22 protein-coding genes and 3 other annotated features (1 of these 25 running past the window's edge) are annotated in these 20,132 nt (G+C 36.0%); of the genes, 16 read left to right on the top strand and 6 right to left on the bottom strand.

Going from position 1 to position 20,132, the window contains the following annotated elements; genetic code table 11:
• Positions 1-4 precede the first annotated feature (4 nt).
• The 13 genes from coaE (at position 5) to DM800_RS06800 (ending at position 12,829) form a co-directional block, all read left to right on the top strand.
• Positions 5-607, top strand: a complete 603-nt coding sequence (gene coaE / locus DM800_RS06740) for a dephospho-CoA kinase (RefSeq protein WP_088064547.1) — start codon at positions 5-7, stop codon at positions 605-607.
• Between the two features lie 109 nt (positions 608-716).
• Positions 717-1,745, top strand: a complete 1,029-nt coding sequence (locus tag DM800_RS06745) for a glyceraldehyde-3-phosphate dehydrogenase (RefSeq protein ID WP_097844335.1) — start codon at positions 717-719, stop codon at positions 1,743-1,745.
• A 387-nt stretch (positions 1,746-2,132) separates the two neighbouring features.
• Complete coding sequence (gene speD / locus DM800_RS06750; protein WP_002003660.1) at positions 2,133-2,516, top strand: adenosylmethionine decarboxylase; 384 nt, start codon at positions 2,133-2,135, stop codon at positions 2,514-2,516.
• A gap of 285 nt (positions 2,517-2,801) precedes the next feature.
• Positions 2,802-3,263, top strand: coding sequence for a transcriptional regulator NrdR (nrdR, locus tag DM800_RS06755; protein WP_001203687.1), 462 nt, complete (start codon positions 2,802-2,804; stop codon positions 3,261-3,263).
• A gap of 151 nt (positions 3,264-3,414) precedes the next feature.
• Positions 3,415-4,821 (top strand): replication initiation and membrane attachment family protein, encoded by a 1,407-nt coding sequence (locus tag DM800_RS06760; RefSeq protein WP_147786620.1) that lies wholly within the window; start codon positions 3,415-3,417, stop codon positions 4,819-4,821.
• Positions 4,822-4,854: 33 nt separating this feature from the next.
• Entirely contained in the window at positions 4,855-5,793 is a 939-nt protein-coding gene (gene dnaI / locus DM800_RS06765) for a primosomal protein DnaI (protein WP_000400114.1), read from the top strand.
• A gap of 278 nt (positions 5,794-6,071) precedes the next feature.
• Positions 6,072-6,953 (top strand): putative sporulation protein YtxC, encoded by an 882-nt coding sequence (gene ytxC, locus DM800_RS06770; RefSeq protein ID WP_088064546.1) that lies wholly within the window; start codon positions 6,072-6,074, stop codon positions 6,951-6,953.
• Between the two features lie 31 nt (positions 6,954-6,984).
• Positions 6,985-7,214 (top strand) — a binding site (T-box leader).
• Positions 7,215-7,261: 47 nt separating this feature from the next.
• Entirely contained in the window at positions 7,262-9,199 is a 1,938-nt protein-coding gene (gene thrS, locus DM800_RS06775; RefSeq protein ID WP_000786074.1) for a threonine--tRNA ligase, read from the top strand.
• A 210-nt stretch (positions 9,200-9,409) separates the two neighbouring features.
• Positions 9,410-9,530: a sequence feature (ribosomal protein L20 leader region), on the top strand.
• 62 nt (positions 9,531-9,592) lie between these two features.
• Positions 9,593-10,096 (top strand): translation initiation factor IF-3, encoded by a 504-nt coding sequence (gene infC / locus DM800_RS06780; protein WP_000973214.1) that lies wholly within the window; start codon positions 9,593-9,595, stop codon positions 10,094-10,096.
• A 21-nt stretch (positions 10,097-10,117) separates the two neighbouring features.
• Positions 10,118-10,318, top strand: coding sequence for a 50S ribosomal protein L35 (gene rpmI / locus DM800_RS06785; RefSeq protein WP_001125946.1), 201 nt, complete (start codon positions 10,118-10,120; stop codon positions 10,316-10,318).
• 37 nt (positions 10,319-10,355) lie between these two features.
• The gene (gene rplT, locus DM800_RS06790) at positions 10,356-10,712 is read left to right on the top strand and encodes a 50S ribosomal protein L20 (protein WP_001138364.1); all 357 of its coding nucleotides are present in this window, start codon (positions 10,356-10,358) and stop codon (positions 10,710-10,712) included.
• Between the two features lie 470 nt (positions 10,713-11,182).
• Entirely contained in the window at positions 11,183-11,674 is a 492-nt protein-coding gene (locus DM800_RS06795) for a dUTP diphosphatase (RefSeq protein ID WP_000365057.1), read from the top strand.
• Between the two features lie 69 nt (positions 11,675-11,743).
• Entirely contained in the window at positions 11,744-12,829 is a 1,086-nt protein-coding gene (locus DM800_RS06800) for a M42 family metallopeptidase (protein ID WP_147786621.1), read from the top strand.
• Positions 12,830-12,869: 40 nt separating this feature from the next.
• Here DM800_RS06800 and DM800_RS06805 read toward each other — a convergent pair whose 3' ends face one another.
• Complete coding sequence (locus DM800_RS06805; protein WP_048544339.1) at positions 12,870-13,487, bottom strand: TetR/AcrR family transcriptional regulator; 618 nt, start codon at positions 13,485-13,487, stop codon at positions 12,870-12,872.
• Positions 13,488-13,784: 297 nt separating this feature from the next.
• Here DM800_RS06805 and DM800_RS06810 point away from each other — a divergent pair, with 297 nt between their 5' ends.
• Entirely contained in the window at positions 13,785-14,438 is a 654-nt protein-coding gene (locus DM800_RS06810) for an HlyD family secretion protein (protein WP_001071411.1), read from the top strand.
• Positions 14,439-14,450: 12 nt separating this feature from the next.
• The gene (locus DM800_RS06815) at positions 14,451-16,250 is read left to right on the top strand and encodes a DHA2 family efflux MFS transporter permease subunit (RefSeq protein WP_098078794.1); all 1,800 of its coding nucleotides are present in this window, start codon (positions 14,451-14,453) and stop codon (positions 16,248-16,250) included.
• A gap of 21 nt (positions 16,251-16,271) precedes the next feature.
• Here DM800_RS06815 and DM800_RS06820 read toward each other — a convergent pair whose 3' ends face one another.
• From DM800_RS06820 to sspI, 5 genes are all read right to left on the bottom strand, one after another.
• Positions 16,272-16,628, bottom strand: coding sequence for an ammonia permease (locus tag DM800_RS06820; protein ID WP_087985375.1), 357 nt, complete (start codon positions 16,626-16,628; stop codon positions 16,272-16,274).
• Between the two features lie 38 nt (positions 16,629-16,666).
• A complete protein-coding gene (locus DM800_RS06825) occupies positions 16,667-17,038 on the bottom strand; it encodes a DNA-binding protein (protein WP_147786622.1) in 372 nt (123 codons plus the stop codon).
• A 142-nt stretch (positions 17,039-17,180) separates the two neighbouring features.
• Positions 17,181-17,894, bottom strand: a complete 714-nt coding sequence (locus tag DM800_RS06830; RefSeq protein WP_147786623.1) for a CPBP family intramembrane glutamic endopeptidase — start codon at positions 17,892-17,894, stop codon at positions 17,181-17,183.
• Between the two features lie 139 nt (positions 17,895-18,033).
• The gene (locus DM800_RS06835) at positions 18,034-18,591 is read right to left on the bottom strand and encodes an HD domain-containing protein (protein WP_001189002.1); all 558 of its coding nucleotides are present in this window, start codon (positions 18,589-18,591) and stop codon (positions 18,034-18,036) included.
• 177 nt (positions 18,592-18,768) lie between these two features.
• On the bottom strand, positions 18,769-18,978 hold the full coding sequence (gene sspI / locus DM800_RS06840; protein WP_000009511.1) for a small acid-soluble spore protein SspI: 210 nt from the start codon (positions 18,976-18,978) through the stop codon (positions 18,769-18,771).
• Between the two features lie 82 nt (positions 18,979-19,060).
• Between sspI and DM800_RS06845 the strand changes: the two genes are divergently transcribed.
• Positions 19,061-19,858, top strand: a complete 798-nt coding sequence (locus DM800_RS06845; RefSeq protein ID WP_137036649.1) for a TrmH family RNA methyltransferase — start codon at positions 19,061-19,063, stop codon at positions 19,856-19,858.
• Positions 19,859-19,906: 48 nt separating this feature from the next.
• Positions 19,907-20,132, top strand: a binding site (T-box leader) (it continues 3 nt past the right edge of the window).

Raw genomic sequence — 20,132 nt, forward strand, 5'->3', positions numbered from 1 at the left:
TATGATGACAGTAGTAATTGGATTAACAGGAGGCATTGCAAGTGGAAAAAGTACAGTGTCTCAAATGTTTCGTGAACTGAGTATACCAGTTATTGATGCAGATATTATTGCGCGAGAAGTTGTAGAACGAGGAAAACCAGCATATAACAAAATTGTAGAAGTGTTTGGAACGGAAGTATTACAAGAAGATGGAGAATTGGATCGCCCGAAATTAGGAAGTGTCGTTTTCTATAATGAAGAAAAACGATTGCAGTTAAATAAAATCGTTCATCCTGCAGTTCGTGAGGAAATGAATACACAAAAGGAAAAGTACATAAAGGAAGGTATGCAAGCGGTTGTGTTAGATATACCTCTCTTATTTGAAAGCAAATTAACAAGTCTCGTTGACCGCGTATTAGTTGTAGCGGTTAAGCCACATACGCAATTAGAACGTTTAATGAAACGAAATAATTTTTCAGAAGAAGAAGCAACAGCTCGTATTCAATCTCAAATGCCGTTAGAAGAAAAAGTGAAGAATGCAGATGAAGTGATAAATAATGATGGCACAATTATGGGAACGAAAACACAATTACAGGTGATTTTAAAGAATTGGAACATTATTGACTAAAAAATTGTGAAATTAATGAAAATGCTTAGTGACATATCCCCTTTTTGTGTTATACTATTATTGGGATTGGAGATAAATAGTATAACGCATTCAAGGGGGATAACATATTATGACTCGTGTGGCAATTAATGGATTTGGACGTATTGGGAGAATGGTATTTCGTCAGGCAATAAAAGAAAGCGCATTCGAAATTGTAGCAATCAATGCAAGCTATCCATCTGAAACGTTAGCACATTTAATTAAATATGATACAGTTCACGGCAAGTTTGACGGAACAGTAGAAGCATTTGAAGATCACTTGTTAGTTGATGGGAAAATGATTCGCCTTTTAAACAACCGCGATCCAAAGGAATTGCCTTGGACAGATTTAGGTGTTGAAGTTGTAATTGAAGCAACTGGTAAATTTAATTCAAAAGAAAAAGCAATTCTTCATGTTGAAGCTGGAGCGAAAAAAGTTATTTTAACAGCGCCTGGTAAAAATGAAGATGTAACAATTGTAGTTGGTGTGAACGAAGACCAATTAGATATTGCAAAACATACTGTTATTTCAAATGCATCTTGCACAACAAACTGTTTAGCGCCTGTTGTTAAGGTGTTAGATGAGCAGTTTGGAATTGAAAACGGTTTAATGACAACTGTTCACGCTTATACAAATGACCAAAAAAATATTGATAACCCACATAAAGATTTAAGAAGAGCGCGTGCTTGCGGACAATCAATCATTCCGACAACGACAGGTGCCGCGAAAGCGCTTGCAAAAGTTCTTCCGCATTTAAACGGAAAACTTCATGGTATGGCACTTCGTGTACCAACGCCAAACGTGTCTCTTGTTGACTTAGTAGTAGATGTAAAACGTGATGTGACAGTTGAAGCTATTAATGAAGCATTCAAAACTGTTGCAAACGGTGCGTTAAAAGGCATTGTAGAATTCAGCGAAGAGCCTTTAGTATCTATTGACTTTAATACAAATACACACTCAGCTATTATTGATGGTTTATCTACAATGGTAATGGGTGATCGTAAAGTGAAAGTACTTGCTTGGTATGATAACGAGTGGGGCTACTCTCGTCGTGTTGTAGATCTTGTAACGTTAGTTGTTGACGAATTAGCGAAACAAAAAAATGTGCAACATATTTAAGTGAATAAGGGAGAGGGCAAGTGAATATTTGCCCTCTTTTTTTATTTTTTTCTGAAAAGGAAAAAAATTATACGAGTATATTTTTGAAAGTGGACATACCACGAAACGTTGTAATTACTGTATTTGTGAATCATTTATTTTTTTTAGGGAAAAGTAAAGAGGAAAATATGACAGAAAATCGAAAAAACTGTTGTTGCAAAATGAAAATAAACAAAGTATACTAACACTCGTAAACTTAAGAGCTGAGGTACGTAGTCACTACTTAAAGGGTTAGGACCTCTCTGGACTAACTTTCCCCCGTGGTAGTGGAGCAAGCCAAATTGCAAATTAGTTTTCAATTCGAACAGTTAGAATAAATTTACAAGGGGGAACTGTAGAATGGATACTATGGATACGATGGGTCGTCACGTAATCGCTGAACTTTGGGATTGCGATTTCGACAAGCTTAATGACATGCCGTATATTGAACAATTATTTGTGGATGCAGCACTGAGAGCTGGTGCTGAAGTGCGTGAGGTTGCTTTCCATAAATTTGCACCACAAGGTGTAAGTGGAGTAGTAATTATCTCGGAATCACATTTAACAATTCATAGCTTTCCGGAGCACGGTTACGCAAGTATTGATGTTTATACTTGTGGGGATCGTATTGATCCAAATGTTGCTGCAGAATATATTGCAGAAGGTTTAAACGCGAAAACGCGTGAGAGCATCGAGCTTCCTCGAGGCACTGGTAGCTTCGAAATTAAGCAGAGAGAAACAAAAGCTCTTTAAAAAAGAACATAATTGATTTAAAATGTAAAGAGGTGTATAATGCACCTCTTTTTTAGTTTATAAAAAAGGAAAAATATAACGTACTCGTTAGTGAGATAAATTGAGCTCTTACGAATAAGTTAGCACCCCATCTACCATCTTATTTTTGAAAACGAGATGATAAAATAATGTGCTTAAACTTAAAGTGGTAAGAGAGTTAGAATGAGTTATATAATATTGTATATATATTGTCAGATGAAGTAAGTAGAGAAAAAATAAAGAGTATAGTGTAAAGGAGTGAATATATTGCGTTGTCCATCCTGTTCGCATAATGGTACAAGAGTGTTAGATTCGCGTCCGGTAGACGAGGGGCGCTCTATTCGAAGAAGGAGAGAGTGTGAAAGTTGTTTAAGTCGCTTTACGACATTTGAAAGAGTAGAAGAGTCACCTCTTATCGTTGTAAAAAAAGAAGGCACACGAGAAGAATTTAATAAAGAAAAGATTTTGCGCGGCTTAATTAAAGCGTGCGAAAAAAGACCAGTATCTTTAAGACAATTAGAAGAAGTAACTCAAAGTGTGGAACGTGAACTTCGTAATTTAGGTATATCAGAAGTGAAAAGTGATATGATTGGTGAAATTGTTATGGAAGAACTGCGTGATATTGATGATGTTGCTTACGTGCGTTTTGCTTCTGTATATCGCCAATTTAAAGATTTAAATGTATTTATTGAAGAATTAAAAGATATACTGCAAAAAGAAAGAGAGTAGAAGTTGTATTTTATTCTCTTTACATACCGTAGTAATGAGATAAGAGAGCTAGAAGCGAAAGCTAATAGCTCTTTTTCGCTAAGCAATTATATAATGAAGATAGAACGAATGAAGTAGAGGATAGATTGGATGAGAGAAAGGAAAAGCAAGAATGGAAAAACAGTCATGGATGGAGCTATTGCCAATTGATCGTTATAAAGTAAGTGCGAAAGGGTTATTGCATAATTACGACCGAAAAGTGTTAACGATGTTGTATCAGCCGTTAATAGGTAGTAGAGCTTTTAGTTTGTACATGACGCTATGGGGAGAGTTAGAGCAAGATCGTGTGTTTGGAAAAGAGAATACACATCATTCCCTTATGGTGACCATGCAGATGCAGCTTCCCGAAATATATGAGGAACGAGTAAAGTTAGAAGCAATTGGGCTTTTGAAGGTATATATTAAGAAAGAAAAAGATATTCGAATGTTTATATATGAATTGCAACCACCTTTATCTCCGAAGCAGTTTTTTGATGATATTGTGTTAAGCATCTTTTTATACAATCGATTGAGTCGGACAAAATATAATCAAGTAAAGCAATATTTCTTAGAAGAAGAATTTGATTTTGCTTCTTATGAAAATGTTACGCGTTCTTTCAATGATGTGTTTGGTTCGTTTAATCCAGGACAGCTTGAGCATGCGCAAGAAGATCTTCGTATTCCAAAAACGACAGCTATGCCAAGTAACGAGAAGGGAGACGCTCCAAAAGTTTGGAATGATTTCTTTGATTTCTCCTTATTTGTAGATGGCTTGTCCGCTCTTGTCCCTAAAAAGGCGGTTACAGATCAAGTGCGGGAATGTGTCATTACACTTGCTTACGTGTACGATGTAGATGTGTTATCGATGCAAAATATCGTTCTTGGTACGGTGACAGAGATGCAGACAATTGATACCGAAAGGCTTAGAAAAGGAGCACGTGATTGGTATCAGTTCGAAAACGGTCAAGCGTTACCTGTATTAAGTGAAAGAGTACAACCTCACGCTGCACGTATGATGGAAGGAAAAGAGCCTTCTACACAAGAAGAGATGTTAATAAAACAGTTAGAGGAAATCTCACCAAAACAACTATTAAAAGAAATCTCTGGTGGTGCAGAGGCGACAAAGGCGGACTTGCAGATCGTTGAAGATGTAATGATCAATCAAAAATTAACGCCAGGTGTTGTGAATGTACTTATTTATTACGTTATGCTACGCTCAGATATGAAGCTTGCGAAAACGTATGTGGAGAAAATTGCTGGGCATTGGGCACGTAAAAAGGTCGGTACAGTAGCTGAAGCAATGGCGTTAGCGAAAGAAGAAAACCGTCAATATCAAGAATGGGCTGAGACGAAGAAAAAAGGCCGTACGTCGAAGAAAACGATAAGAAAAGAAATGGTACCAGATTGGCTGAAAGAAGAGCCGAAAGAACAAGAGAAAGAAACAGTGAAGAAAGATGTAAGTAAGAAAAAAGATGCAAGTACGTTAGATGATGAACGAAAACGACTAGAAGAAGTGTTAAAAAAATATAAGCGTGATTAATAGAAGAGAATGAACGCTCTTTGAGGTGAGAAAATGGAGCATATTCAAAATTCATTTGCAAAGTTAATGGAAAATAAAAATTTTAAAAATAGATATGAAGTATTAAAGGCGGAAGTAATGGCGCATCCGCGTGTGAAAGAATTTATAGACGAACATCAAGGTGAAGTAACAACTTCTATGATTGAGCGCAGCCTTGTGAAGTTATACGAATATATTGGACAAAGTGTAGGTTGTGCGGATTGTCCGGATCTAGGTTCGTGTAAAAACATGCTGCAAGGATATGAGCCAAAGCTCGTTATCCAAGGGAAGATGATTGATATTCAATACGATCGTTGCGTTAGAAAAGTAGCATATGACGAGAGAAAGAAATATGAAAAACTCGTTCAAAGTGTATATATGCCAACTGACATTTTACAGGCAACGATGGAAAACTTAGATCCTTCAGATTTAGATGCGCGTATTGATGCAATTGGTGCAGCTAATGAATTTTTAAGTACATATGAACCTGGTAAAAAAGTACAAGGTTTATATTTGTACGGTAAATTTGGTGTAGGGAAAACGTATTTGTTAGGAGCAATGGCGAATGAACTTGCTCAAAAGAAAATAAGTTCGATGCTCGTATACTTCCCTGAATTTTTACGTGAAATTAAAAGTTCGATTCAAGATAATTCGATTGGGGAAAAGATTGATGCGGTGAAACGCGTACAAGTTTTAATGTTAGATGATATCGGAGCAGAAGCGATGTCAAGTTTTGTGCGTGACGATGTGCTTGGTGCAATTTTGCAATTCCGTATGTTAGAAAACTTACCGACGTTCTTTACGTCTAACTTTGATTTCAAGGAATTGGAACATCATTTAACGTATACACAGCGTGGTGAAGCAGAACAAATGAAAGCAGCACGTATTATGGAACGAATTAAATATTTAGCGAAGCCGATTCCGATTGGCGGGAAAAACCGACGTCATAAGTAAAGAGTAAGCTGAAAAGCTTGCTCTTTTTTCGTTTTGAACACTTTTCAGAATAGGTGAATTGCAAAACGAAAAACTTCTTATAGAAAATTCATTGTAGCTTGTATCATTTTTTTCTCCCCCCCTTAATATATATATAATTAGCAAGCCATATTGAGTGGATTTTCTAACGATAGGAAATGTAATTCTACTAAGAGTGAACTTCACGCGGGACGGACTCTTATAGGATTTGTAACGTATAGATACAATCCTTTAGAGCAGGGATAAAAGGGGGGACAAAAGTGATTGAAATTTGCTTCGAAGAAAAAAATGATGCTATGCATGTATATAGACAACTATTGAAAAGAGCGGAACTGTTATATAAGGAAACGAGTGTGTATTTACAGGAACAAAAAGTGGTGATTCACATACCAGTATGTGAATCGAATTATATTGAAAAGATTTTATTGCCGGTAATGGTATGTTTCATTGTGAATGTAAAGCAAAATAAGTGGATTTATACAATCTTAAAAGAGAAGTTTTTTTATGAAGAAGAGGAAGAGTGTCATCAAATATTGCATATGGCACAAGAGATTTTAAAGGGAAGAAGAAAAGGGATTGCTCGTGAATTAACACGTCACACATTTGAATCATATATTAAATCTTCTTTAAATAACTGGCTTTGTGATCCGCTTTCGTTCTCGTTTTCATCATATGTTCGTTTTCGCCTTCGTACATATAGGGAAATGGTAGCTAAGCTTGCTGAATTGTCGATTGATGAGTATAAGTTAGAACAAGAATATCAAATGTTTATTGAGACGCTAAGGCAACAAGTGCGCAGCCGAAAATCACGTTTGTCCTGTGTGCATCTTATTTTTGATGAAAGTTTTATTTTCTATGATGATAAAGGTAGACGTTTAAAACAGGAGAAATTGGTCCAATATATAGACGAGGAATTATTAAAGCAAAAGGATGTATATATTGATACGAAAGTAATTGCACCACTTCTTTCTATTTCGCCGAAAAAAATTTATTTATATACGAAAGAACAAGACCATAATATGATTATTACTTTGCGAAATGTATTTCAAGAACGGGTCCAATTACATGGATTACATGAGTTTGAGCGCAATGTGAAAAATTTAAAAAATAAAGGTAACGCCCTTGATTTTCTAAGTTTTTGAGCATATAATTACCTACATAAATGAAATATATTGAAATGTCATGATGAGGACATGAGTAGTTTTCTACGATTTTCAGAGAGGGAAGCCTTAGGGTGTGAGCTTCCTAGTACGGGATTATTACTTACCACCTCTAAACTTTAGCAGTGAACGGTTTTTTCTAGTAATTGCTAACGGACAACACCGTTATGTTGAACTTGAGCAATTAACAATAATGTTAATTGGAACAAGGGTGGAACCACGAATTCAACACTCGTCCCTTTTTACGGGATGAGTGTTTTTTATTTTGAAAAAAAGAGGAGTGACCAGTGATGGCAGATGTAGTTAAAATTACTTTCCCTGATGGAGCTGTGAAGGAGTTTCCAAAAGGCGTAACAACTGAAGAAATCGCAGCTTCTATTAGCCCAGGCTTAAAGAAAAAAGCTGTGGCTGGAAAATTAAACGATGAGATGATCGATCTTGTTACACCAATCGAAGAAGATGGTGCAGTTTCTATTATTACATTAGATTCTGAAGATGGCTTATACATTTTACGCCATTCAACAGCCCACCTATTAGCACAAGCGTTAAAACGTTTATATAAAGATGCTAAGCTTGAGCTCGGCATTGGTCCAGTGATTGAAAATGGCTTCTACTACGATATTGATATGGAAGAAGCAATTACAGTTGAAGACTTCAAGAAAATCGAAAAAGAAATGCAAAAAATTGTGAACGAGAACTTAGAAATCGTTCGTCATGAAGTGCCACGTGCAGAAGCACTTCGTCGCTTTGAAGAAATCGGCGATGAGTTAAAATTAGATTTAATTAACGATCTTCCAGAAGATGCAGTTATTTCAATCTACGAGCAAGGCGAATTCTTCGACCTTTGCCGTGGTGTTCACCTTCCATCTACAGGGAAAATTAAAGTATTTAAATTATTAAGCGTTGCAGGTGCTTACTGGCGCGGCGATAGCAATAATAAAATGCTACAACGTATTTACGGTACTGCATTCGTTAAGAAAGCAGAATTAGATGAGCACTTACGTATGCTTGAAGAAGCGAAAGAGCGCGATCACCGTAAATTAGGTAAAGAATTAAAACTATTTACTAATAGCCAAAAAGTAGGACAAGGTTTACCACTTTGGTTACCAAAAGGTGCAACTATCCGCCGCATTATCGAGCGTTACATCGTTGATAAAGAAGCAAGCTTAGGCTATGATCACGTATACACTCCAGTACTAGGAAGCAGAGAGCTTTATGAAACTTCTGGTCACTGGAATCACTACCGTGATGGTATGTTCCCATCAATGGAAATGGATAATGAAGAGTTAGTTCTTCGTCCGATGAACTGCCCTCACCACATGATGGTTTATAAAAATGATATTCACAGCTACCGTGAATTACCAATCCGTATTGCGGAACTTGGAACAATGCACCGCTATGAAATGTCTGGAGCATTATCTGGATTACAACGTGTACGCGGAATGACTTTAAACGATGCGCACATTTTCGTTCGCCCAGATCAAATTAAAGAAGAGTTAAAACGTGTTGTAAACTTAACTCTAGAAGTGTACAAAGATTTTGGTTTAGAGAACTATTCATTCCGTCTATCTTATCGTGACCCAGCTGATACTAAAAAGTACTATGCTGATGATGAGATGTGGGAAAAAGCACAAGGTATGTTAAAAGAAGCTATGGATGAAATGGGTCTTGATTACTATGAAGCTGAAGGTGAAGCGGCATTCTACGGTCCAAAACTTGACGTTCAAGTTCGTACTGCTCTTGGAAAAGACGAAACACTTTCAACTGTACAATTAGACTTCTTACTTCCAGAACGCTTTGAATTATCTTACGTTGGTGAAGACGGTAAACAACATCGTCCAGTTGTAATTCACCGTGGTGTTGTATCAACTATGGAACGTTTCGTAGCCTTCTTAATTGAAGAATACAAAGGTGCATTCCCAACTTGGTTAGCTCCAGTTCAAGCGCAAGTAATTCCAGTTTCTCCGCAAGTACATTTAGATTATGCGAAGAAAGTACAAGATGAATTACGTCGTGCTGGTATCCGTGTTGAATTAGATACTCGTGAAGAGAAAATTGGTTACAAAATCCGTGAAGCACAAATGCAAAAAATTCCGTACATGCTTGTAGTAGGTGACAATGAAGTAACTGAAAACGGCGTAAACGTACGTAAATATGGTGAACAAAAATCAGAAACAATTGCATTAGATGCTTTTGTTGATATGATTAAAGTAGAAGGAAAACGATAAGACAGAGCCGCGGTATACCGCGGCTTTCGTATGTATTATAAAAAAGAAAAACTAGAAAAAATAACCAAACTATACTTATCATAAAAAAGTATTGCAAGTATGTTAGTTGTTTGTTACAATATTTCTTGTTGTTAGTAAAACACATAGCGTCTTCTTGACAGACGTCATGTCCTATGATAAACTCATCAAGGATAATAGAATATTGTTTTGTGGAACAAGTAGAAGCACCCGCTTCTCACCTGATGGACGCATTCGCAGTTTACAGGTAAATGTATTTCTTACTTAAGAATTTACAAGTGTGGGTGTCGTATGCCCGCACTTTTTTTGTCGGGTTCTATGACTACAAAAGATGTTCTGAAAAAACCTTGGAGGTGGCTTACTATTAGCAAGGATATGATGATTAACGAGCAAATTCGTGCACGTGAAGTACGTTTAGTTGGTGCAAATGGCGATCAACTTGGAATCAAGTCTCGTAATGACGCTTTAGACTTAGCTGCAAATCTTAATCTTGATTTAGTATTAGTTGCTCCAAATGCGAAACCGCCAGTATGCCGCATTATGGACTACGGTAAATTCCGCTTTGAGCAACAGAAGAAAGAAAAAGAACAGCGCAAAAATCAAAAAGTAATTAGCATGAAAGAAGTTCGTTTAAGTCCAACAATTGATGAACACGACTTTAACACAAAACTTCGTAATGCTATCAAGTTTTTAGAGAAAGGCGACAAGGTTAAAGCGTCAATTCGCTTTAAAGGACGTGCCATTACTCATAAAGAAATCGGTCAACGTGTTTTAGATCGCTTCTCAGAAGCTTGTGCTGAAGTTAGTACAATTGAATCTAAGCCTAAAATGGAAGGACGTAGTATGTTCTTAGTTTTAGCACCGAAAAACGATAAGTAATAGATAGAGGAGGAAATACCTATGCCTAAACAAAAAACTCATCGCGGCTCTGCAAAGCGTTTCAAAAAGACTGGATCAGGTAAACTGAAACGTTCTCACGCTTATACAAGCCATTTATTCGCTAACAAATCTACAAAAGCTAAACGTAAACTACGTAAAGCTGGTGTAGTAAGCGCTGGTGACTTCAAACGCATTCGTCAAATGCTTGACAACTTAAAATAAGTTCGGCTGATATATAGAACAATTAGGAGGTAATATTATGCCAAGAGTAAAAGGTGGTACAGTTACTCGTCAACGTCGTAAAAAAGTTATAAAATTAGCAAAAGGTTACTACGGTTCTAAGAGTACATTATTCAAGGTTGCTAACCAACAGGTTATGAAATCTTTAATGTATGCATTCCGTGACCGTCGTCAAAAGAAACGTGACTTCCGTAAATTATGGATTACACGTATCAACGCAGCAGCTCGTATGAATGGTCTTTCTTACAGCCGTTTAATGCACGGTCTTAAAAATGCTGGCATCGAAGTTAACCGCAAGATGCTTGCTGACTTAGCTGTTCATGACGAAAAAGCTTTCGCTGAATTAGCAACAGTTGCAAAAAACAACATTAACTAATTAATTAGTTGAAACCTTAGAAGATTTTTCTTCTAAGGTTTTTTTATTTGTATGCAAAGAGAAGTATGTCGTTATCGATATGACAAAATCAATATAAAAGCTATAGCGATATAGAAGAATATATATATGAAGCCAGGAGAATTCTCCTGGCTTTTTTCAATTATCCCCCTTTGGAAAGAAGAGTATCTTTCCTACCTGAAACGACACTGCTATAATGGAAAGATGATATGGAACTTTCATCAGATAAAATAAATTTTTTATCAGTGGACAATCCCCGGATAATGATTAACTATCACCAATCGGAGTGAACAATCTAATAGTGATGATTGAAACGTATTTGTAAATTAAGGACAAGCTATTTTGTAAAGAGATAAATGGCTGACTTATTAATAAGAAACGAAAAATAATAATGAACTTTGAGATGAAACAACATTGTTGCGTAAAATGCGATGTTGGAGGAGGACAATAGAATGGACTTACTACAACTATTTAAATTACAAAAAGAATTAGATGACCGTATTGTGAAAGAGCATGATTTACAACCGAAAAAGTTGTTAAAAGAAAAAATGTTAGCTCTTCTTGTAGAAATTGGAGAACTTGCAAATGAAACACGTTGTTTTAAATATTGGAGCAACAAACCAGCATCAGAACGTGAAGTAATATTAGAAGAATACGTAGATGGCTTGCATTTTATTTTATCAATCGGAATTGATTTAGGTATTGATAAAAACTTCCTATTCTATAAATGTGCACAAACGAATAAAACACAAGTAGAAATTTTCTTAGACACATATGCGAAAGTAATTCGTTTTACAGATCAACCATCTATTACGAACTATATTGAATTATTTACAAGCTACCTTCGACTTGGACAAGCGCTAGAGTTTGAGCAAGAAGAAATTGAAAAGGCATATTTAGATAAAAATGAAGTAAATCATCAGCGTCAAACACAAGGATACTGATTTAATTTTTGAATATTTCAATTTCCTTTTGTATAATGAAGTGACTGAAGAAAAAGGAGGGTGTTGGCAATGACAAAATTAGACGCGACATTGACAATGCTAAAAGAATTAACAGATGCACGTGGTATTGCGGGTAACGAGCGTGAACCACGCGAAGTAATGAAGAAATATATTGAGCCGTTTGCGGACGAACTTTCTACTGATAATTTAGGAAGTTTAGTTGCGAAAAAAATAGGGGAAGAAAACGGCCCGAAAATTATGGTTGCAGGTCATTTAGATGAAGTTGGCTTTATGATTACGCAAATTGATGACAAAGGTTTCCTTCGTTTCCAAACAGTTGGTGGCTGGTGGTCACAAGTTATGCTTGCGCAGCGCGTGACAATTGTAACGCGTAAAGGAGATGTAACAGGTGTAATTGGTTCAAAACCACCACACATCTTACCTCCAGAAGCGCGTAAAAAGCCAGTTGAAATTAAAGACATGTTCATCGATATTGGTGCTTCTAGCCCAGAAGAGGCAATGGAGTGGGGCGTACGACCTGGCGATCAAGTTGTACCTTACTTTGAATTCCAAGTGATGAAAAATGAAAAAATGTTACTTGCAAAAGCATGGGATAACCGAATTGGTTGTGCAATTGCAATTGACGTATTAAAACAATTAAAAGATGAAAAGCATCCAAACGTTGTATACGGCGTAGGGACTGTACAAGAAGAAGTTGGTCTTCGTGGTGCGAAAACATCTGCGAACTATATTAAACCAGATATAGCATTCGCAGTAGATGTTGGTATCGCTGGTGACACACCAGGTGTAACGGCAAAAGAAGCGCAAAGTAAAATGGGTGATGGACCACAGATCATTTTATATGATGCTTCTGTTATTGGACATACAGGTTTACGTGACTTTGTAGTTGATGTTGCTGACGAATTACAAATCCCGTATCAATATGATTCAGTAGCGGGCGGTGGAACGGATGCAGGCGCAATTCACATTTCTGCAAATGGTATTCCGTCTATGGCAATTACGATTGCAACGCGCTACATTCATTCTCATGCGGCAATGTTACACCGTGATGACTATGAAAATGCAGTGAAGTTAATTGTAGAAGTTATTAAACGTCTTGATAAAGAGGCTGTACATAACATTACATTTAATTAATAGAAAAAGCGAAGGAGATTTTCCTTCGCTTTTTTATGTTTTAAAAAGGTCGTTCTAATCCTGCAGCAGTATGAGCTCCTAAAATGATTAAACGAGTTAATTGCATAGCCATAAAATGCGGGGTATAAATCATCCCTCTTTTTAACCATGACATAATCATCCCGATATGAGCTCCTGTCACATAACTAATTAAAATATCACGAGGAACCATAAGATCTTTATCATCTGGCTGTGAAATAGACAGGCTTAATGTTAAATGTGTTTGTATTGTTTTCATCATTTTATAAGAGTAGTTTCCAGCGGCTTTATCACCAAGCATAACGTTATAGAAGTTCACATTTTCTGCAATATGTTCGAACAAAGCCAAAAATGTCGGATGTGGTGAATCAAATGTAAGTTGAAAATCTTCTTTATTTCTATTTTTCGGCTTAATAACTTCTGTTAACTTCTCTAACATTTCTTCAATGCTTTTGTCTAATAGGTCATATTTATCATGGTAATGGCTATAAAACGTAGCGCGATTTACAGGAGCACGTTCTGCAATATGTTGAACAGTTACATCATCAAATCCTTTTTCGCCTACTAAAGCGACAAAAGCATCCTGTATGAGTTGTCTCGTCCGCTTTACACGTGGATCATTTGTATTTTTAATAGACATTTTTACTTCCCCTCGTTTAATTTTCTATACTTAAACAACATATAGGTATTATATTGTTGTTTAAGCGACATTTCATACTTAAATTGTCGGTTGTAGATTCAAAATAATTATTTATAATTATAAACGATAGTCCTTCAGAAATCAGCACCGCTCGCAGGTAGATAAATTTCAATTTACACCGCAGATGGTGTGATTTTTTTGTTTAAAAGTTAATATAATTAACAATTAAACAATCTAAACAATAAGGACGTAAATAGTTTAGAAAAAAATTATATGCGATATAAGGAGAGGAATGCAATGAATCAGTTTCGAAGAATGGTGATTATCAACATTATCACATTAATTGTACTAGTTGGCGGTGGTATTGGCGGTTATTACTATTACAATCAAGCGGAAAATTATTTAAAAACAGAAAATGCAAAAATTGATGGAAAGGTAATTCCGATTGCATCACCAGTAGCAGGTAAATTAACTGACTGGAAAGCTGAAGTAGGAAAGAATTACAATGAAAATGATAAATTAGGTGCTGTTACTGTAGCGGCAGCAAATGGAGAACAAACAGTAGATGTAACAATTCCACAAAATGCAACAATTGTGCAATCAAATGCAACAACAAATGCTTTCGTTGGAGCAGGTAGCCCAATTGCTTATGCATTTGATATGAACAATTTATGGGTAACAGCAAACATTGAAGAAACAGATGTTGACGATGTACAAAAAGGTCAAGATGTAGATGTGTATGTAGATGCATACCCAGATACAACTTTATCAGGAAAAGTAGAGCAAGTTGGATTAACAACAGCGAATACATTCTCTATGTTACCATCAAGCAACGCAACAGCGAACTATACGAAAGTAACACAAGTAGTACCAGTTAAAATTTCTTTAGATCATAGTAAATCAGTAAATATTGTTCCTGGAATGAATGTGTCAGTTCGTATTCATAAGTAAGGGGGAGATGAGATGTCCTCAATTGCAATTGCAGGATATGCACTATTTTGTATAATCGTCTTCTTCCTTGTAAATCGTCTTTTACGAAAGAAAAAAACGAACGTGGGAGAAGAACAAGTCCCAGCCGTAAATAAAATAGAAGTAAGTAAGGTAGAAACAGAAGAGAAAGAAATTGAACGAAAGCAAGAAGCAGAAATTTCTAATGTAGTTGAGTTAGAAACAGGAAAGCAAGAAGAAGTAAAACAAGAAAAAGAAGTGCCGAAAAAACAAATGTCTACGCCTGTAGAAAATGTGAATGTAAAAGCAGTTGTAGCTGTATTAATTCTCGGCATGTTCGTTTCTATTTTAAACCAAACAATTATTAACGTTGCATTGCCTCCGTTAATGAATGAATTTAATGTATCAACTTCAACAGCACAATGGTTAATTACAGGTTTCATGCTTGTAAATGGTATTTTAGTACCGATTAGTGCCTTTTTAGTTTCACGATTTACGTATCGTAAATTATTCGTAGCGGCAATGTTATTCTTCACGGTAGGATCTATCATTTGTGCTATTTCAGGAAACTTTACAATGATGATGACGGGCCGCGTTATTCAGGCGGTGGGTGCAGGTATTTTAATGCCGGTTGGTATGAATATTTTCATGACATTATTCCCGCCTCATAAGCGCGGAGCAGCGATGGGATTACTAGGTGTAGCGATGATTTTAGCACCAGCTATCGGACCAACTGTAACGGGCTGGGTGATTGAAAACTATAGCTGGAACTTAATGTTCTATGCGATGTTTATTATCGGTTTAATTATTACATTCCTATCTTTAAAATTCTTTACACTAGCTCAGCCAGTATCTAAAACGAAGTTAGATGTATTCGGTGTTGTTAGTTCAAGTATTGGACTAGGTAGCTTATTGTACGGATTTAGTGAAGCAGGAAATAATAGTTGGACTAGTGCAGAGGTTGTTATTTCACTTATCATTGGTGTAGTAGGTATTGCGGTATTTATTTGGAGAGAGCTAACAACGGACAATAAAATGCTTGATTTACAAGTATTTAAATACCCAGTATTTACTTTTACTTTAGTAATTAATGCAATTGTTACGATGGCATTATTCGGAGGTATGTTATTACTTCCGGTATATCTGCAAAACATTCGCGGTTTCACACCGATAGAATCAGGTTTATTACTACTTCCAGGATCATTAATTATGGGGATCATGGGACCTATTGCAGGTAAACTATTTGATAAGTATGGTATTCGTCCGTTAGCAATTGTCGGTTTAGCCATTACAACGTTTGCGACATATGAATTCACAACGTTATCGATGGATACACCGTATAGCGTTATTATGACGGATTATATTATACGTTCGATTGGTATGTCATTCATTATGATGCCAATTATGACAGCAGGTATGAACGCACTGCCGATGAAATTAATTTCTCACGGTACAGCAACGCAAAATACGTCAAGACAAGTAGCTGGTTCAATTGGAACAGCGATTTTAATCACACTTATGACGCAGCAAACGACTGCTCACGTAGCAGATTACGGCAACATGTTAACAACGTCAAACCCAATTTTAGTTGATAAAGTACACGGCATGGGGCAAAGTTTAGCAGCGATCGCTGGATCAGCGCAAGCAGGAGATGCGATGAGCACGCAACTATTATTTGGACAAATTTCGAAGTTATCTGCCATTAACGGTATTAACGATGCCTTCTTAATTGCGACGATACTCGCAGGGATTGCTTGGGTATTATCGTTCTTCTTACCATCAGGCAATAAACCAAATAGAAAAGCAGGGAATTAATTTCCCTGCTTTTTTGTCTGTTTAAAGAGTTAAATATAAAAAATGATAACCAGTTACGGAGCACAGCCCTGTTATAAATAAAACCATTCCCATAGCACGAATACTGGATATTTGTCTTCCGCTTATAATAGCTAATAGTCCAGCTAAAGAGAAGAAACACCAATATAAAGTTCCCGAAATTGGAACAATCCCCTCTAAATCTATTCCATAACCTATACAAATGATAGGAACAAAGATAAGCGATATACTAATCAAACCAGCCATAATAGTAAGTGATTTACGACATTTAATACCAGCAATAATTAAAAAAATGCCAACGATGAAGTCGCATAACATCAAAGTAAGAGCGAAAATCATCCAAGTTAATATTCCGAACACTTTTGTATTACCTCCGATTTATGGGTTTCTAAAAAATATTATATATAGTATGAATCACCTACAGTCATGAGTAACCAGAAGGTAACCCCTAATATACCAGCGATGAAAATAATGAATCCCATATTACGTATACTTTTAATTTTGGCTTGGACTCCACTTATCCCTGCTAATAATCCAGTTAAAGAAAACAGTATCCAATATAAAGTTGTTGAAATAGGGAGGATTGTATTGCTATCCACTCCCATGCCCCAAAAAACAAAAGGTAGTGTGACAAAGGAGAAGCTAAGTAGCCCCATTAAACCAACAAATAATTTACGATGTTTCATGCTAGTAACAATTAAAAAAATACCACCGAACAATCCGCATAAAACAAGAAGTGGCATATAAACAACCCAAAGTAAGCTCAACATATATAGTCTCCTTCTATAGTAATCAGTTATATTTTACTACATGAGGTTTATTTTGGATATTATTAATAAATATGTATAAATTGATAGAAATGAGAAGTAATGATACGAATTAATAAAAAAGGTATCGCGATGATACCTCTTTCTAACTCAAGAATGCCAACATATTATTCATAATATGAAATAACATAGCTGGAATAATGGATTTTGTTTTTTTACATAAAATAGCCATTAATAATCCCATGAAGAAAGTAATTACCATTACGCCAAGTGAGTATGTATGAGCGATACCGAAGAAGAAACTTGTTACGATAGCTGCAATCCAAAATGGAAAGCGTTCTGAGAAGAAGCGGAGTATAAAACCACGGAAAATAAGCTCTTCAAAAATTGGTGTAAGTATTGCGAAGCCGAGAAGTAATAATATTTGATACTGCTTAAAAACGTCTAAGTTTAATGCGGAAGATTGCTGCTTTGTTGCGTCTTGGAACATATAATTTAACAAGATGTAATTGAGTAAAATATTTATAGTGAAGAAAAGAAGTAAGTATACGTATGTACGCCATTCTTTAAGTGCTTTAAAGTTAAAAGATTTTAGTAGTAATTTTTTTGCGGGTTCGAATTTAAAAATGAAGAATAACAACACGGCTAGTTGTAATACGATACTTGCAGTATTTACAATAGATTCATACAGGGCAATTTGTTTTTTATCTGTAAGACCGGCTGTATAAATTGTTAAGGGCATTGCGAGGAACACAGTAATAAGTCCGGTTCCGAAAAAAGCGAATAAAACGGAGCTAATAAATTGTCCCCATGACATAGAGTATTTCTGTTCATTAGAAAGTTGTGTAGCGGGTTGCATTTGTAAAATCACCTCTTTATATTTGTATATTTAATTATAAAGTATTTTGTTTTTATATGTAATATTTAAATATTACATATAAAGGTGTATTTTCCATAAAATAATAAAAGAGGTATCACCCTATAGTGATGCCTCTTTCTCATTGATAACTATGTTCTGCCTTGTTATTCGATTTTGATTGCTCTATTTGCAATTCACGTTCTACCAATCGGTCTAACTGTTGAATAGCTTTTAATGCTTTTTCATAAGAAATCGTTCTATAATGGTGCGCTCCGCCCGGTTCTTCATCTGCTTCGTCTGCCCATTTAATAATGTTTTGAAGAGATGTTCTTTCAATTTCTTGCTGTACTAAGAAAGAATCTGTATGAAGAAGAATCGCGATAGAAATTTCTTTTGCTAGTTTCGGATGTTCTCCTAATCTAATAAGCAATTTATGAGCTCTTTCTGCTCCTTTAATCGCATGTATATCATTCTTTTTATACAAGTCATAATCCCATTCTCCCTCGCTGTACCATGTGTGATGTCCGATATCATGAAGGAAACCAGCTTTTGTTGCAGCATCGACTGAGGCATGATGCTTTTTCGCTAAGTGAAACGCATGGTAAGCGACAGCAATCGCGTGGACCATTCCAGAACGGTTTACATATTTTTGTGTAATGTGATGTTTAAAAACTTGTTCAAGCGTAATACGTTGCATAAAACATTCACTCCTTTTATCTAATGGTGTCTATAAAGAAAATCGATCGGTTTAAATGTATTTTGAATATTGTACTCCATCTGTGTAGCGTTAGTAAAGTAGAAATGTTTAGGAGAAGAAAAATTTTATGGAGATAAAAGGTCACCTTAGTTTTTTTCTAAGGTGACCTTTTATTGTTTATTTTTTTAATCCTTGCTCTAGTGTTCCTAACATTTCGTGTTTTTCATTTTCATCAGCATTTTTCCAAATGACTTCGAATAAAACGCCAAGACCTGGAAGCATTTTTTCTTCACCGCTTTGAATTGCATCGACAATCGTTTCTTGTAATTGATCTTGTGAATTTCCAGATACATTCGCTAATACAGCACCGCGTAAATTAAAACTCATTATTTTCACCTCTTCTTCAGAATTGAAACTGACGTTAGTTTTTGTTCTTTTTTATGTAAATATGTATGAAAAATAGGCTATAATGATAAGACAAGAAGAGAGGGAAATACATATTATGAAAAACATTGATTCAGTGCAAAATCCGCGTGTGAAGCAGTGGAAAAAGCTGCAGACGAAAAAAGAGCGCGATAAAAAAGGTTTATTTTTTGTAGAAGGATTCCACTTAGTGGAAGAAGCTTTAAAAGCAGGAGTTGTAACAGAACTTATCGTCTCTGATCAGACAGATCTTCCGAAAGATTGGACAGTTAATGATGTGGAAATGTATATCGTACCTGAAGCAATTGTAAAAGTACTCCGTGAAACAGAAACGACGCAAGGGGTATTTGCTGTTTGTGAGAAACACGAGAGTGAAGTAGCTCTTGCAGATGGAAAGTTTCTTTTATTAGATGGTCTTCAAGACCCGGGCAACTTAGGGACAATTATTCGTACAGCTGATGCAGCTGGTATTCATGCTGTTGTGCTTGGAGAAGGATGCGTTGATGCATATAATAGTAAAGTGCTTCGCTCTACACAAGGTTCTATTTTCCATTTACCAGTTGTAAAAGGGAACTTAGAAGAGTGGGTAGACAAGTTAAGAGAAAATAACGTTCCTGTATATGGAACAGCTCTTGAAAATGGAGTTCCGTACGGTGAAGTAACACCAGCTGGTGGTTTTGCATTAATTGTAGGAAATGAAGGAAGCGGCGTAAGCCAAGAAATTCTTGCAAAAACGGATCAAAACTTGTATATTCCGATTTACGGCGGGGCAGAATCATTAAATGTTGCGGTTGCAGCAGGGATTTTAACGTATTATTTACAAAGCCCAGTTGCGAACAAATAAAAAACTTCTTATAATAAGTTGAAGTATATTATATTAAAAGTTAAATAACGAAAAACGTTGATAGAGAAGAGTAACTTACAAAATCGCCATATAGGGAGAGAATGCCTTAGACTGAAAGCATTCTTATGGTAGACGGAAGTGAATTCACCTCTGGAGTTGACGCCAGGACCATATATATGTAAAGGCGTTCCGGTCAGAATTGATCGTTATAACTAATGAGTGGGCAGACCTGGTCTGTCAATTTAGGGTGGTACCGCGAATTTACCTCGTCCCT

The organism is Bacillus sp. AY18-3, assembly GCF_008042305.1.
Taxonomy (GTDB): domain Bacteria; phylum Bacillota; class Bacilli; order Bacillales; family Bacillaceae_G; genus Bacillus_A; species Bacillus_A wiedmannii.